We start from the raw sequence: 13901 nt of genomic DNA on the forward strand, positions 1-13901 counted from the left end.
ATGAAAAAATGGCTGCGATCCGGCAAGGGCCAGATCACTTATGCGTGATCCGGCAGACCTTTTTCGATGCAGCGGATCAGCAATCGCGTCTTTTTATTCTCTTCCTGCTGACGCCTGGCCAGGGTCGCCAGCGCCCACTCGATATGCTCGGCCACCATGGGCGCCGCCTCAGGCAGCGCCTGTTGCAGGGCGGCCAGGACCTCGCTGCTGGCCGGCCCGTTGCCAAGGGCCACTGCCAGGTTGCGGCGCCAGCGCTGATAGCCGATGCGGCGGATGGGGCTGCCTTCCATGTGCTTGAGAAATTCGGCCTCGCTCCAGCGCCACAGCACTAGCAGGGGAGGGCGATGCAGATTGGGGCGGGGGCTGAAATCGGGTTCGGGGCTGGCATCGGCATAGCGGTTCCAGGGGCAGATGAGCTGGCAGTCGTCGCAGCCATAGATGCGATTGCCCATGAGCGGCCTGAACTCCTCGGGAATGGGGCCGTCATTCTCGATGGTGAGATAGGAGATGCAGCGCCGTCCGTCTACCACATAGGGGGCGATGATGGCACCGGTGGGGCAGATGTTGATGCAGGCCACGCACTTGCCACACAGCTCCTTCTCCACCGGGACATCCACGGGCAGCGGCAGGGCGATGAGCAATTCTCCCAGAAAGAAGAAGGAGCCGGCGGACTCGTTGATCAGCAGTGAGTGCTTTCCCACCCAGCCAAGGCCGGCCTTGGCCGCCAGCGGCCGTTCCAGAATAGGGGCCGAGTCGACGAAGGGGCGCCACTTGCCCAGGGTTTGTCCCGCTGCCTGCAACAGGGTTTCGCACCGCAGCTCGATGCGCTCCCCCAACTGTTTGAGCCGGTTGCGCAGCACCTTGTGGTAGTCGCGGCCGAGGGCATAGCGGCTGATGTAGCCGAGGGTGGGATCGCGCAGGGTGGCGGCAAAGCCCGCCTCGAACGGGAGGTAGTTCATCCGCACCGAGATGACCCGCAAGGTGCCCGGCAACAGCTCGTGGGGGCGGGCCCTCATCATGCCGTGGCGCGCCATGTAGTCCATGGTGCCGTGATAACCGGCATCCAGCCAGGCCTGCAACTTCGGCTCTTCCAGGGTGAGGTCGGTGTCGGCGATGCCGACCTGGTCAAATCCTAGCTCCCTTGCCCAGAGCTTGATATCGTGGGCCAGTTGCGCAAGTTCGGCAGCCGTCATGCAGCATCCCCCCTCTGCCTGCAGGAGTGTGGCAGGCGCAGGGCGGCAATATGGCGTGCCAGTTGCCGGGTCATGGGATGATGAAACGTGGGGGCCGTCATGGTAGAGGTGTTCGGGGACGCTATCCGCAAAAATGAGTGGGAGAGTCTAGCACAACCCCTGTGGCGGGCCGAGCAGATCCGCAGCATGGAACGGCGCTGGGCCGAGCAGGAAGGATTGCCCCTCTATGTGCTGATGGAGCGGGCCGGGAGTGCGCTGTGCAACTATGCCTGTCACCACTGGCCCGACAGCCGTCAGTGGTGGATCTTCGTCGGCCCTGGCAACAACGGCGGGGACGGCTACGTGCTGGCCCGCCTTGCCCGGCGCATCGGCCTCGAGCCTCTGGTGATTGCCGCCCGGGCTCCCGGCCTGCTGAGGGGAGATGCCAGGCGGGCTGCCGAAGAGTGGCTCGCATCGGGGGGGAGCGTGACCATGGCCGAGGATCTGCTGCCCGCCACGCTGCCGCCGCCGGATCTGGTCATAGACGCACTGCTCGGTACCGGCGTCCAGCTTCCCCTCTCCTCGTCAATGACAAAGATCGTCGCAACAATCAATGGCTTGAACGCGCCCGTGCTGGCGGTGGATCTCCCCTCCGGTCTCCATGCCGACACCGGCCGCGCCATGGGCGCACTGGTGCGTGCCACCCGCACCCTCACTTTCATCGGCATCAAGCAGGGCATGCTCACCGCCGACGGGGTAGACGGAGTCGGCCACCTCGACCGGGATCCCCTGGGAGTGACGCCGGGGGAGGAACGGGTTCCCGCTGCCGAGCGGATCGATTATCCCAGCCTCAAGGGGTTGCTGACCCCGCGCAGGCGCTCGGCTCACAAGGGACACAGCGGCAAGGTACTGCTGACGGGGGGGAACCTCGGCATGCAGGGAGCCATCCTGCTGGCGGGTCAGGCCTGTCTGCGGGCGGGGGCTGGATTGGTACGCCTGCGCCAGCACCCGGATTGCCCGGCGGCCAGCCTGGTTCAACCCGAGCTGATGGGATGCCCGGCGGACATGGATGAAGGGTGGGCGTCGGTGCAGGTACTGGGCCCCGGGCTCGGTCAGGATGGGTGGGGCCGGGCTCGGTTCGAACAGGGCATCGGAGCCGCCGTGCCACTGGTATTGGACGCCGATGGATTGAATTGGCTGGCGCAGGCCCCCCGTCATCAGGATAATTGGGTGCTCACGCCCCACCCCGGGGAGGCGGCTCGCCTGCTGGGTTGCTCCATCGCCGAGGTCGAGGGGGACAGGTTTGCGGCCGTCTCGCGACTGCAACAGCGCTACGGTGGTGTGGTGTTGCTCAAGGGGGCGGGGTCGCTCATCTGCGACGGCAGGCGCATTTCCCTGTGCGACGAGGGCAACCCCGGCATGGCCAGTGGCGGCATGGGTGACCTCTTGTCTGGTATAATCGCCGCCCTCCTGGCTCAGGGCTGGTCTGCGGGCATGGCCACCCGACTCGGGGCCGTGATCCACGCAGAGGCCGCCGATCTGGCCGCCGCCGAGGGTGAGAGGGGCATGCTGGCATCGGATCTGCTGCCCTGGATCCGTCGTCTGGTCAATCCGACACAGTAACAAGTAACAAGAAGAACATGGCAAAAACCTTGATGATGACACTGCCGGACGAGGCAGCAACAGTGGCGCTGGGTGGCCGTCTGGCAAAGGCGTGCCAACAGGCCACCACGGTATTTCTGCACGGTGCCCTCGGGGCCGGCAAAACCACCCTGACCCGAGGCTGGGTGCAGGGACTGGGTCATGAGGGCAAGGTCAAGAGTCCGACCTATACCCTGGTGGAGCCCTATGAGCTTGCCCAGTGGCAGGTCTATCACTTCGATCTCTATCGACTGGCGGACCCGGAAGAGCTGGAGTTCATGGGCATTCGCGACTATTTCGCCGCCGATACCCTTTGCCTGGTGGAGTGGCCAGAGAAGGGCGAGGGCTGGCTGCCAGCCCCGGATCTCGAGATCACCCTGAGTTATGCAAACGAGCAGCGCGAGGTGCAGATTGATGCCCGCACTGCTATCGGCGAAGCCATTCTGGAACGGTTGTCATCTCAGTGCGCGTGATCCTTGTCTTTGTTCTCTCCCTGATGGCATTGCCCACCTGGGCCAATCAGCTCAAGAGTGTGCGGGTGTGGCCATCACCGGACAACACCCGGGTGGTGCTCGACATGAGCAGCGCCCCCAATTTCAACTACTTCACCCTGACCGGTCCGAACCGTCTGGTCATCGACCTGAAAGGGGCGAGCAACGCCACCAACCTGGCCCGCATCGAGAACAAGAGCGAGCTGGTGCGCAAGATCCGCGAGAGCACGCCGCTGGAGAAGGGGGGCCTGCGACTGGTGCTGGATCTCGGCTCTGCCATCAAGCCGGTGGTCTTCCCGCTGGCGCCAGCAGGTCCCTATGGCCACCGTCTTGTGATCGATCTTCCCTATGAAGAGAAGGGGAGCGCTGCGGCGCAGCCCGCTCCCGTCGGGGGGCACGGCAAGGCCATCGTCATCGCCATCGATCCTGGTCACGGCGGGGAAGACCCGGGCTCCATCGGCCCGCGCCGCACCTACGAGAAGCGGGTGACCCTGGCGGTCTCCCAGAAGCTGGCGGCCCTCATCGACCGGGAGCCCGGCATGCGGGCGGTGCTGACCCGCCGTGGCGACTACTTCGTCGATCTCAACAAGCGCTCCGAGATTGCCCGCAAGGCCAAGGCGGACCTGCTGGTGTCGGTGCATGCCGACAGCTTCCACAACTCGACTCCTCGCGGCGCCTCCGTCTGGGTGTTGTCGACCAACCGCGCCAACCGCGAGATGGGTAGCTGGCTCGAGAAGCAGGAGAAGCAGGGGGAGCTGCTGGGGGGCGTTGGCAAGGTATTGGCCGAGTCTGATCCCAACCCCTATCTGGCGCAGACCTTCCTGGATCTCTCCATGGACAAGTCGCGGGCCGAAGGCTATGACGTCAGCCGCCAGATCCTGCGCTCGCTCGGCCGGGTGGCCAGATTGCACAAGAAGGCGCCGGAACATGCGAGTCTGGCGGTGCTGAAGGCGCCGGACATCCCCTCGGTACTGGTGGAGACGGGCTTTATCTCGAACCACGCCGAGGAGAAGCTGCTGGCCACTGCCAGCTATCAGGATCAGCTGGCCCGGGCCATCTTCGAGGGGATCCGCAACTATTACCGCAGTCATCCGACCAAGGGGCCCATGCTTACCGGCAAGGGCCAGGTAGCCGCCCCGCCGCGTCAGGCGCCTGCCAGCAAGCCGGCTGCCCAGCCAACGCAGCAGGTCGTGACCAACCGGATGCCGGCGAGCGAGCCCTATCGCGTTGGTGAGGGCGGCGCCCCGGTCAGCAGCGTCGGCAGCGCCTCCGGTGCCGGCGTGATCAAACCTTACAAGGTCGCAGCCCAGGAGCCGAGTGCGCCGGTAGCCAGCGTGCAGAGCAACGACAAGTCCAACATGATCCGCCACGTGGTCACCCGCGGCCAGAGTCTCTCCCGTCTCGCCGAGAAACATGGGGTGAGTCAGGCGCGACTGGTGGAGATCAACAAGCTCAAGTCACGGGACATCCAGATAGGGCAGGTGCTCTATATTCCGCGAAAATAGCGCGGGCTGAAGAACGCTGCCCTTCTCTGCCGATGGCAGGGAGGGGCGGTGAGCGTTGATGGCGCCAGGTCCACCTCTTCCCCTTTTCATCTGCAGGAGCAAGCGATGCCAATCCGTATATTGCCGCCGATTCTGGCCAACCAGATTGCTGCCGGTGAGGTCGTGGAGCGGCCCTCCTCCGTGGTGAAGGAACTGGTGGAAAACAGCCTGGATGCGGGGGCTGACCGGGTCGAGATCGACATCGACAAGGGAGGCGCCAAGCTTATCCGCATTCGTGACAACGGCTGCGGTGTCGCCAGGGATGAGCTGGTGCTGGCGCTGTCGCGCCACGCCACCTCCAAGGTGGCGACCCTGGACGATCTGGAAGGGATCAACAGCCTGGGCTTTCGCGGGGAGGCGCTCGCCTCCATCAGCTCCGTCTCCCGCCTCACCTTCACCTCCCGTACGGCAGAGCAGAGCGAGGCCTGGCAGGCCCAGGCGGAAGGGCGTGAGATGAGCGTCACCGTCAAGCCGGCAGCCCACCCGGTGGGCACCACGGTGGAGGTGGTGGATCTCTTCTTCAACACCCCGGCGCGGCGCAAGTTCATGCGCAGCGAAAAGACCGAATTTGCCCACATCGACGAACTGGTGCGCCGCATCGCGCTCTCCCGCTTCGACGCTACCCTGATCCTGCGCCACAACGGCAAGGTGGTGCGCCAGTACAAGGCGGCCAACACGGTGGCGGAGCAGGAGCGCCGCCTCGCCGCCGTCTGCGGTTCCCCCTTCATGCACCATGCCCTGGCGGTATCGAGCGAACACAGCGACGTGCGGTTGTGGGGCTGGCTGGCCACCCCGGCAGGAGCCAGGCCGCAGAACGACCTGCAATACACCTATGTCAATGGCCGCATGATGCGGGACAAGCTCATCAATCACGCCATCCGCCAGGCCTATGACGAGCTGCTGCCCGCCGATCGCTTCGCGGCCTATGTGCTCTATATCGAGCTGGATCCCCGCCAGGTGGACGTCAACGTCCATCCTGCCAAGCACGAAGTGCGTTTCCATCAGGCGCGTCTCATCCACGATTTCATCTTCCAGGCGCTGTTTACCGCCCTGCGCCAGGACGGGGCAGGGAGCGCCACCGATGCACCCCTGGCCGAGACCCAGGTCGAGCTGCCGGGCAGCCCGGAGATCACCTATCCGGGTCAGGCGCCGCGCACCGAGTGGTACGGTGCCGAACACGGCTATCGGGCTCCTGCCCCTGCGCGAGATGGCGACGGAGTGCGGGAAGGCGGTGGTGGCAGGGGAGGACACTACCAGCCCCCCGAACCCCCGAGCCGGGCCGCCATGCGAGGCATGGGCGCCTTGCTCACCACCCTGCCCGAGGTGGCGACGCCGGCATCCCGGCCCGGAGCCGAGAGCGGTGCCGTCGAGACGCCAGCCCGAACGGGGGAGTGGCGCGCCCTGAGCCTGGTCGAGCAGGCCTATCTGCTGATGGAGCGTCAGGGGCAACTGGCGCTGCTCTCCCTGGTGCGCGCCGAGCGTCTGTTGTTGCGCCACTGGCTGCTGGATGCCTGGGGCCAGGGGCTGGCGGCCCAGCCTCTGTTGCTGCCGGTCTCCTTCAAGCTGCCGAAAAACCTGGTCGCCCTGGTGGAGGAGCGGGAACGTCTGCTCAAACGCATGGGGCTGGAGTTGAAAAGCGGGGGACGCGACACCATGATCCTGACTCGGGTGCCCGCCCTGCTGCGCCAGACCGATCTGGCCCGCCTCTTACCCGAATTGTTGCAATTGGTCGAGAGCGGATCTGACAGTGATGCCGACGCGCAGGCTGGGATACTATGCCAGTGGTTGGTGGAACAAGGCATAAGTGCCGAAAAAATATACGATTTTGCCACTGCCACCCGGTTGTTGACGGAACTTGTTGCCGATTTCAGTGACCAACTGGCAGACGTTCGCATGGTGCGCCCGTTGCCGCTGGCGAACGTGCTGGCCGAGTTTGCCGATGGCAACTGACGGCGTCTCGTCGTCTGTTGCATCCATATGACCAGTTTTATGCCGGCTCGCCCGTGAAGGGGCGGCCGAAGGGAGTGTTTAACGTGGCTGACTTGCCGACTGCAATTTTTCTGATGGGGCCGACGGCCTCCGGCAAGACGGATCTCGCCATTGAACTGTGCCAGGCCCTGCCCTGCGACATCATCAGCGTGGACTCCGCGCTCATCTATCGTGGCATGGACATAGGCACCGCCAAGCCGACGCCAGCCGAGCTGGCGCAGGCCCCGCACCGGCTCATCGACATCCTGGATCCCGCCATGAGCTATTCGGCGGCGGATTTTTGCAAGGATGCCCTGCGGGAGATGAAAGAGATCGCCGACCGTGGCCGCATTCCGCTGCTGGTGGGCGGCACCATGCTCTATTTCAAGGCGCTGCTGGAGGGGCTTTCTCCACTGCCTTCCGCCGATCCTGCCGTGCGGGCCGGCATCGAGGAAGAGGCTGCCCGCCTCGGCTGGCAGGCGCTGCACGACGAACTGGTGCGCATCGACCCGGTGGCCGGTGCCCGCATCCACCCCAACGATCCCCAGCGCCTGTGCCGGGCGCTCGAGGTTTACCGCATCAGCGGCAAGACCCTCACCGAGCTGACCCAGGTACAGGGAGAGGGGCTGCCCTACCGGGCGCTGCAGTTTGCCATCGCGCCGAGGGATCGGGCCGTGCTGCACCAGCGCATCGAACAGCGGTTTGACAAGATGCTGGGCAGCGGCTTCGAGCAGGAGGTCAGGGAGCTTTACGAGCGGGGGGATCTCACCCCGGATCTTCCCTCCATTCGCTGCGTGGGATACCGCCAAATGTGGGACTACCTGGCGGGGGAAGTGGAGTATGATGAGATGCGTTATCGCGGCATTGTTGCCACCCGCCAGTTGGCCAAGCGTCAGATGACCTGGTTGCGCGGTTGGCCTGATGTGACCTGGTTGGAATCTGGTGAGTCTGGCAATCTGGCCAGGGTCGTCGCCCAAGCTGGTCCGGCTTGACACTCCTGTATAATCAGGTTGTTATATTGAATATCCGGTGTTTAAAAACAACAAACTATAAGGAAAAGAAAGATGGCTAAGGGGCAATCTCTCCAAGACCCGTTTTTGAATGCGCTGCGCCGTGAGCGTATTCCTGTTTCTATCTATTTGGTGAACGGCATCAAACTGCAGGGTCAGATCGAATCGTTTGACCAGTTTGTCATTCTGCTGAAGAACACCGTGAGCCAGATGGTCTACAAGCACGCCATTTCCACCGTGGTGCCGGCCCGTGCCGTCAACCATCACCAGCACGCCCCGGGCGCCGCCGGTGAAGAGCAGGGTGAAGCCGAGGCGTGATATCCTGCGGCGAGTTCACTCGCCAACTCAGATCCATCATGATACCTGTCAAGGAGCAAGCGCTTGTTTGACCGTTACGAAGCTGGTGAACAGGCCGTTCTGGTACATGTCAACTTCAGCGATGAGGGCGAGCGGGAGGATCTGGACGAGCTCAAGATGCTGGTGAGCTCGGCCGGGGTCAATGCACTGGGGGTGATCACCACCAGTCGCAGCGCACCCAGCGCCAAATTTTTTGTCGGTAGCGGCAAGGCGGAAGAGATCGCGTCCCAGGTCCAGATGCTGGACGCCGACGTGGTCATCTTCAACCATGCCCTGACCCCCGCCCAGGAGCGCAACCTGGAGCGTCTGTTCCAGTGCCGGGTCGTGGACAGGACTGGCCTTATCCTCGATATCTTCGCCCAGCGCGCCCGCACTCACGAAGGCAAGTTGCAGGTCGAACTGGCCCAGTTGCGCCATCTTTCCACTCGTCTGGTGCGAGGCTGGACCCACCTTGAGCGACAAAAGGGGGGGATCGGTCTGCGCGGCCCGGGTGAAACCCAGCTTGAAACCGACCGACGCCTGCTGCGTGAGCGCATCAAGGCCATTTTGCGCCGCCTCGACAAGGTGGCGAAGCAGCGGGAGCAGGGGCGCCGTGCCCGCAACCGCAACGAAGTGCCGACCGTTTCTCTGGTGGGGTATACCAACGCCGGAAAATCCACTTTGTTCAACCAACTTACAGATGCCAGCGTGTATGCTGCCGACCAATTGTTCGCAACCCTGGACCCCACCCTGCGCAAATTGGTGATCCAGGATGTGGGTGATGTGATCCTGGCGGATACAGTTGGATTTATTCGGCACTTGCCCCATGATCTGGTCGCGGCCTTCAAGGCGACCCTGCAGGAGACTCGCGAAGCGGACCTGCTGCTGCACGTGGTGGACTGCGCCGATGAACAGATGCAGGAGAATATCGAGTCGGTCCAGCGTGTGCTGGCCGAGATCGAGGCGGATGACCGTCCCCAACTGATGATCTGCAACAAGATCGACAAGCTGGGGGATCGTCCGGCTGGTCTTGAACGGGATGAGGCTGGACGACCGGTGCGAGTCTGGTTGTCGGCCCAGACTGGCGAGGGCAGTGAATACCTGTTCCAGGCACTGACCGAACTGCTGGCCGGCTCCATGGTGCATCACACCCTGCAACTGCCCCCTTCCGCCGCCAGACTGCGCAGTGCGCTCTATCGGCTGAAAGGTATCGAGCAGGAAGGTTTCAGCGAGGAGGGGGACTTTGTGCTGGAAGTTCGCCTGCAACTGGCTGACTGGAACCGCCTCATGAAACAAGAAGGTGAGAGTTTACAACGCTTTATCAGGCATTGATGGGTCGATGAACATAACTGGTTTGCTGATTTCATCGCCCCTCTGTGGCCCGATAGAGATGATATCCATCCGCATGTATTAATGGAGACGCTGATGGCTTGGAATGAGCCTGGTAACAATGGCAAAGACCGTGACCCCTGGGGGAACAACGGCAAGAATCAGGGCCCCCCTGATCTGGACGAGATGCTTCGCAAGGTGAGCCGTCGTTTTGGCGGTCTGCTCGGTGGTGGCAAATCCGGTGGTGGTGACGTCGGCAAGTTCGGCCTCTCCATCGCGCTGGTGGTGGCCGTGGTGGTATGGGTCGTCAGCGGCTTCTACACCATTCGCGAAGCCGAGCGGGGCGTGGTGCTGCGCTTTGGCGAATACTCCCACAACGTGGATCCCGGCCTGCGCTGGAAACCGACCTTCATCGACCGGGTGATCCCGGTGGACGTGGAGTCTGTCCGTTCCCTGCCGGCGTCCGGTTTCATGCTGACCCAGGATGAGAACGTGGTGCGGGTCGAGATGGACGTGCAGTATCGCGTGGTCGATCCCGAGCAGTACCTGTTCAGCGTGACCAATGCAGACGAGAGCCTGAGCCAGGCCACAGACAGCGCCCTGCGCTACGTGGTGGGTCACACCCGGATGGACGATGTGCTGACCACGGGTCGTGAGAAGGTGCGTCAGGAAACCTGGCAGGTGATCGACAGCATCATCGAGCCTTATCAGATGGGTCTGCAGATCGTGGACGTCAACTTCCTGCCGGCGCGTCCGCCGGAAGAGGTGAAGGATGCGTTTGATGACGCCATCTCCGCCCAGGAAGATGAGCAGCGTTTCATCCGTGAAGCGGAAGCCTATGCCCGTGAAGTGGAGCCCAAGGCTCGTGGCCAGGTCAAACGTCTGGAGCAGGAGGCCGAAGCCTACAAGTCCCAGATCGTGTTGAAGGCCAAGGGTGAAGTCGCCCGCTTCAACGAGCTGCTGCCCCAGTATCAGGCCGCGCCCGAGCTGACCCGTGATCGTATCTACCTGGAAACCATGGAAGAGCTCTATCAGCAGGCCAACAAGGTGGTGGTCGACATGCCGGCCGGCAACAACAGCATGATCTACCTGCCGCTCGACAAGCTCTCTGGCAAGGCGAATGCCGTGCAACCGGCACGTCCTGCGGGCACCCCGGCAGTCGAGGCGGCCCAGCCGTCCAACGAAGGGGCCAACTCCACTCCGACCCCGCTGCGTGGCGGTGATCGTTTCAGCACAGGGAGAAACTGATAGATGAAAAAGCTAGCTATTGGTGTCATCGCTGTGGCCGCCATGGTCTGCTTCTCTTCCATCTTCATCGTCGATGAAGGACAGAAGGGGATCGTGGTGCAGTTTGGCAAGGTGAAACGGGTCGACTCTGGTGAACCGCGCCTGTACGAGCCGGGTCTGCACTTCAAGGTGCCGCTCATCGACCAGGTACGCAAGATGGATGCCCGCATCCAGACTCTGGAAGGCCAGGCGGATCGCTTCGTTACGTCCGAGAAGAAGGACCTCATCATCGACTCCTACGTGAAGTGGAAGATCGAGGACTTCTCCAAGTACTACCTGGCGACCGGTGGTGGCAACAAGATCCAGGCTGAAGACCTGCTCAAGCGCAAGATCAACAACGGCCTGCGTTCCGAGATCGGTAACCGCACCATCAAGGACATCGTCTCCGGCGAGCGCAGTACCGTGATGGAAGATGCCCTGATGAAGATGGCGCGCTCCTCCGAGCTCGGCATCAAGGTGGTGGATGTGCGCATCAAGCAGATCAACCTGCCGGTGGAAGTTTCCAGCTCCATCTATCAGCGGATGCGTGCCGAGCGGACCGCGGTTGCCCGTGAACACCGTTCACAGGGCCGCGAGCAGGCCGAGATCCTGCGTGCCGACATCGACCGCAAGGTGACCGTGATGATCGCCGACGCCGAGAGTAATGCCCGTCAACTGCGTGGTGAAGGGGATGCCGAAGCCGCCAGGATCTATGCCGACAGCTACAAGAAGGACCCGGAGTTCTTCAGTTTCGTGCGCAGCATGGAGGCCTATCGCAAGAGCTTCGCCGGTGGCAACGACCTCATGGTCCTGAAACCGGACAGCGAGTTCTTCCGCTACCTCAAGTCGCCGCACGGCAACAAGCAGTAAACATGTGTTGATATGACCCAAGGGCCTGATGATTCAGGCCCTTTTGTTTGCCGGCCACAGACCGGCAGGGGAACAGGGATAGGGAGAGGTGATGCTGACATCCATGTTGATGGGGCTGGGGTTGCTGCTGCTCTTCGAAGGATTGGGGCCCTTGCTCGCTCCCAGGGCATGGCAGCAGATGCTGCGCCTGCTCGGGGAGTTGCCGCCGGAACAGCTGCGCCGCATCGGCGGCTGTCTGGTGGTGGCAGGTGGTGTCATCTTGTGGGCGTCGGCCCGTTAGAGCCTGTGTTGATACGACAGTGGCACGGCGAATTCGGACAATAAAAAAGAGGCCCTCTGGCCTCTTTTTTATTGTCCGCCGGCTGGCATCAGGCGCTGCGCTGCACCGCCATGTGGGCCAGGGTCTCCAGCGCTTGCTTGTGCCGGGAGTCCGGCAGGATGGCGAGGGCGGCGATGGCCTTGTCAGCCTCTTCCCGAGCCCGCTGGCGGGAGTATTCGAGAGCCCCGGTGCGATCCAGGATGCCCAGAATACGCTCCAGGTGATCCATACCGTTGCGGTGCTCGATGGCATCGCGCACCAGTTGACGCTCTTCCGGGGTACCCACTTCCATGGCGCGCAACAGCGGCAGGGTCGGCTTGCCTTCGGCCAGATCGTCACCCACGTTCTTGCCCATCTCCTCGCTCTGGGAGCAGTAGTCCATCACGTCGTCGATGATCTGGAACGCGGTACCCAGGTACTTGCCGTAGTCGGTCATGGCCTGCTCGACGGGCTCGGGCTGATGGGTCAGCACGGCGGCGAGTCGGGTCGCGGCTTCAAACAGCTTGGCGGTCTTGCAGTAGATGACCGTCATGTAGCTCTCTTCCGTGGTATCCGGATCGTTGCAGTTCATCAGCTGCAGCACTTCTCCTTCGGCGATGGTATTGGTGGCATCGGAGAGGATCTCCATCACCTTCAGGTTGGAGAGTTCGCTCATCATCTGGAAGGAGCGGCTGTAGAGGTAGTCACCCACCAGAACGCTGGCGGCGTTGCCAAACAGGGCGTTGGCGGTTTCCCGGCCGCGGCGCAGGTCGGATTCGTCGACCACGTCGTCGTGCAGCAGGGTGGAGGTGTGAATGAATTCGATGATGGCGGCCAGTTTCAGGTGATCTTCACCCTCATAGCCCAGTGCGCGTGCGGCCATCACGGTCAGCATGGGGCGCATCCGTTTTCCGCCCGCACTGACAATATAGAAACCCAGCTGGTTGATCAGGCTGACATCGGACTGGAGTCTCGCCAGGATCAGTTCATTGACCGCCGTCATGTCGGCGGCACAGAGCGCACGGATAGTCTGTTGGTCCATAAGTCTCGTAACGTGACGGCAGCATTTACTGCGTTTTTAGCAATGGCGGGGATTCTACACGATTTCACAATGGGTTACAGTTAGGCGTTTATTCACGGGGGCAGATATGCGCACAAAATAAACTTTTTGCTAAATTGGCCTTGCCTCGGCAAATCGTTCTGCGTAGAATGCCCGCCCATTGTTATAGGTTTTTGTGCGTGTCTGGCCTTGAGCAAAAGACACGCCTTTACGGAGTTAATCAAATGTACGCGGTATTCCAAAGCGGCGGAAAACAACACCGTGTGGCCGAAGGTCAAATCGTTCGTCTGGAAAAGCTGAACGTTGAGACTGGCGCTACCATCGACTTCAACGAAGTGCTGATGGTTGCTGCAGGCGACACTTTCAAAGTAGGTGCTCCTTTCGTTGAAGGTGGCAAGGTTGTGGCTGAAGTTGTGGCTCACGGCCGTGGCGAGAAAGTGACTATCGTCAAGTTCCGTCGTCGTAAGCACCACCGTAAGCAAGCGGGCCACCGTCAGTGGTTCACTGAAGTCAAAATCACTGGCATCAGCGCTTAATTAGAGGAGTCCGATAGATGGCACACAAAAAAGCTGGCGGTTCATCCCGCAACGGTCGCGATTCTGAAGCTAAACGCCTGGGCGTGAAGCGTTTCGGCGGCGAAACAGTTCTGGCTGGCAGCATCATCGTTCGTCAGCGCGGCACCAAGTTCCACGCTGGTGAGAACGTTGGTCTGGGCAAGGACCACACTCTGTTCGCTACCGCGAACGGTAAAGTGCAGTTCGAAGTTAAAGGTCCGCAGAATCGTAAGTACGTCAGCATCGTTGCTGAGTAATTACGGACCGCAAGGATCCGAAGCCCCGCCAACCTGGCGGGGCTTTTGTTTTTCTGATGAGTTTGACGAAAAAACGGCACGCGGATGAGCCGGCGCTGACAGCCC

General features: G+C 62.2%; 14 protein-coding genes. 12 read left to right on the forward strand and 2 right to left on the reverse strand.

From position 1 onward, the window contains the following. Positions 1–38: 38 nt before the first annotated feature. The gene (queG, locus tag AB5Y50_RS02895; RefSeq protein WP_201920627.1) at positions 39–1193 is read right to left on the reverse strand and encodes a tRNA epoxyqueuosine(34) reductase QueG; all 1155 of its coding nucleotides are present in this window, start codon (positions 1191–1193) and stop codon (positions 39–41) included. 99 nt (positions 1194–1292) lie between these two features. Between queG and AB5Y50_RS02900 the strand changes: the two genes are divergently transcribed. The 10 genes from AB5Y50_RS02900 (at position 1293) to AB5Y50_RS02945 (ending at position 11907) form a co-directional block, all read left to right on the forward strand. Continuing rightward, positions 1293–2795 (forward strand): NAD(P)H-hydrate dehydratase, encoded by a 1503-nt coding sequence (locus tag AB5Y50_RS02900; RefSeq protein ID WP_201920624.1) that lies wholly within the window; start codon positions 1293–1295, stop codon positions 2793–2795. 17 nt (positions 2796–2812) lie between these two features. After that, positions 2813–3286: a tRNA (adenosine(37)-N6)-threonylcarbamoyltransferase complex ATPase subunit type 1 TsaE gene (tsaE, locus tag AB5Y50_RS02905; RefSeq protein WP_045523780.1), complete on the forward strand. Its 474-nt coding sequence runs from the start codon at positions 2813–2815 to the stop codon at positions 3284–3286. Continuing rightward, positions 3277–4809, forward strand: coding sequence for an N-acetylmuramoyl-L-alanine amidase (locus AB5Y50_RS02910; RefSeq protein WP_223931684.1), 1533 nt, complete (start codon positions 3277–3279; stop codon positions 4807–4809). Before tsaE ends, AB5Y50_RS02910 begins: the two co-directional genes overlap by 10 nt. Before the next feature lie 105 nt (positions 4810–4914). Then, positions 4915–6798 carry a DNA mismatch repair endonuclease MutL gene (gene mutL / locus AB5Y50_RS02915; RefSeq protein ID WP_368162405.1) on the forward strand — a complete coding sequence of 628 codons (1884 nt, stop codon included), beginning with the start codon at positions 4915–4917 and terminating at the stop codon, positions 6796–6798. Positions 6799–6890: 92 nt separating this feature from the next. Next, positions 6891–7808, forward strand: a complete 918-nt coding sequence (gene miaA, locus AB5Y50_RS02920; RefSeq protein ID WP_201920615.1) for a tRNA (adenosine(37)-N6)-dimethylallyltransferase MiaA — start codon at positions 6891–6893, stop codon at positions 7806–7808. Between the two features lie 72 nt (positions 7809–7880). Further along, positions 7881–8144, forward strand: a complete 264-nt coding sequence (gene hfq / locus AB5Y50_RS02925) for an RNA chaperone Hfq (protein WP_011704864.1) — start codon at positions 7881–7883, stop codon at positions 8142–8144. A gap of 63 nt (positions 8145–8207) precedes the next feature. Continuing rightward, entirely contained in the window at positions 8208–9494 is a 1287-nt protein-coding gene (gene hflX, locus AB5Y50_RS02930; protein WP_010673194.1) for a ribosome rescue GTPase HflX, read from the forward strand. A 93-nt stretch (positions 9495–9587) separates the two neighbouring features. Next, the gene (gene hflK, locus AB5Y50_RS02935) at positions 9588–10739 is read left to right on the forward strand and encodes an FtsH protease activity modulator HflK (protein WP_010673195.1); all 1152 of its coding nucleotides are present in this window, start codon (positions 9588–9590) and stop codon (positions 10737–10739) included. Positions 10740–10742: 3 nt separating this feature from the next. Then, on the forward strand, positions 10743–11627 hold the full coding sequence (gene hflC, locus AB5Y50_RS02940; RefSeq protein WP_010673196.1) for a protease modulator HflC: 885 nt from the start codon (positions 10743–10745) through the stop codon (positions 11625–11627). Between the two features lie 91 nt (positions 11628–11718). After that, positions 11719–11907, forward strand: a complete 189-nt coding sequence (locus tag AB5Y50_RS02945) for a DUF2065 family protein (RefSeq protein ID WP_049636189.1) — start codon at positions 11719–11721, stop codon at positions 11905–11907. Between the two features lie 88 nt (positions 11908–11995). Here the strand turns inward: AB5Y50_RS02945 and ispB are convergent, their stop codons facing one another. Further along, positions 11996–12967, reverse strand: coding sequence for an octaprenyl diphosphate synthase (gene ispB, locus AB5Y50_RS02950; RefSeq protein WP_010673198.1), 972 nt, complete (start codon positions 12965–12967; stop codon positions 11996–11998). 242 nt (positions 12968–13209) lie between these two features. Between ispB and rplU the strand changes: the two genes are divergently transcribed. Next, positions 13210–13521 carry a 50S ribosomal protein L21 gene (rplU, locus tag AB5Y50_RS02955; RefSeq protein ID WP_005304210.1) on the forward strand — a complete coding sequence of 104 codons (312 nt, stop codon included), beginning with the start codon at positions 13210–13212 and terminating at the stop codon, positions 13519–13521. A 17-nt stretch (positions 13522–13538) separates the two neighbouring features. After that, on the forward strand, positions 13539–13796 hold the full coding sequence (gene rpmA, locus AB5Y50_RS02960; protein ID WP_010673199.1) for a 50S ribosomal protein L27: 258 nt from the start codon (positions 13539–13541) through the stop codon (positions 13794–13796). Positions 13797–13901 lie beyond the last annotated feature (105 nt).

The organism is Aeromonas sp. s6, assembly GCF_040907815.1.
GTDB lineage: Bacteria > Pseudomonadota > Gammaproteobacteria > Enterobacterales > Aeromonadaceae > Aeromonas > Aeromonas caviae.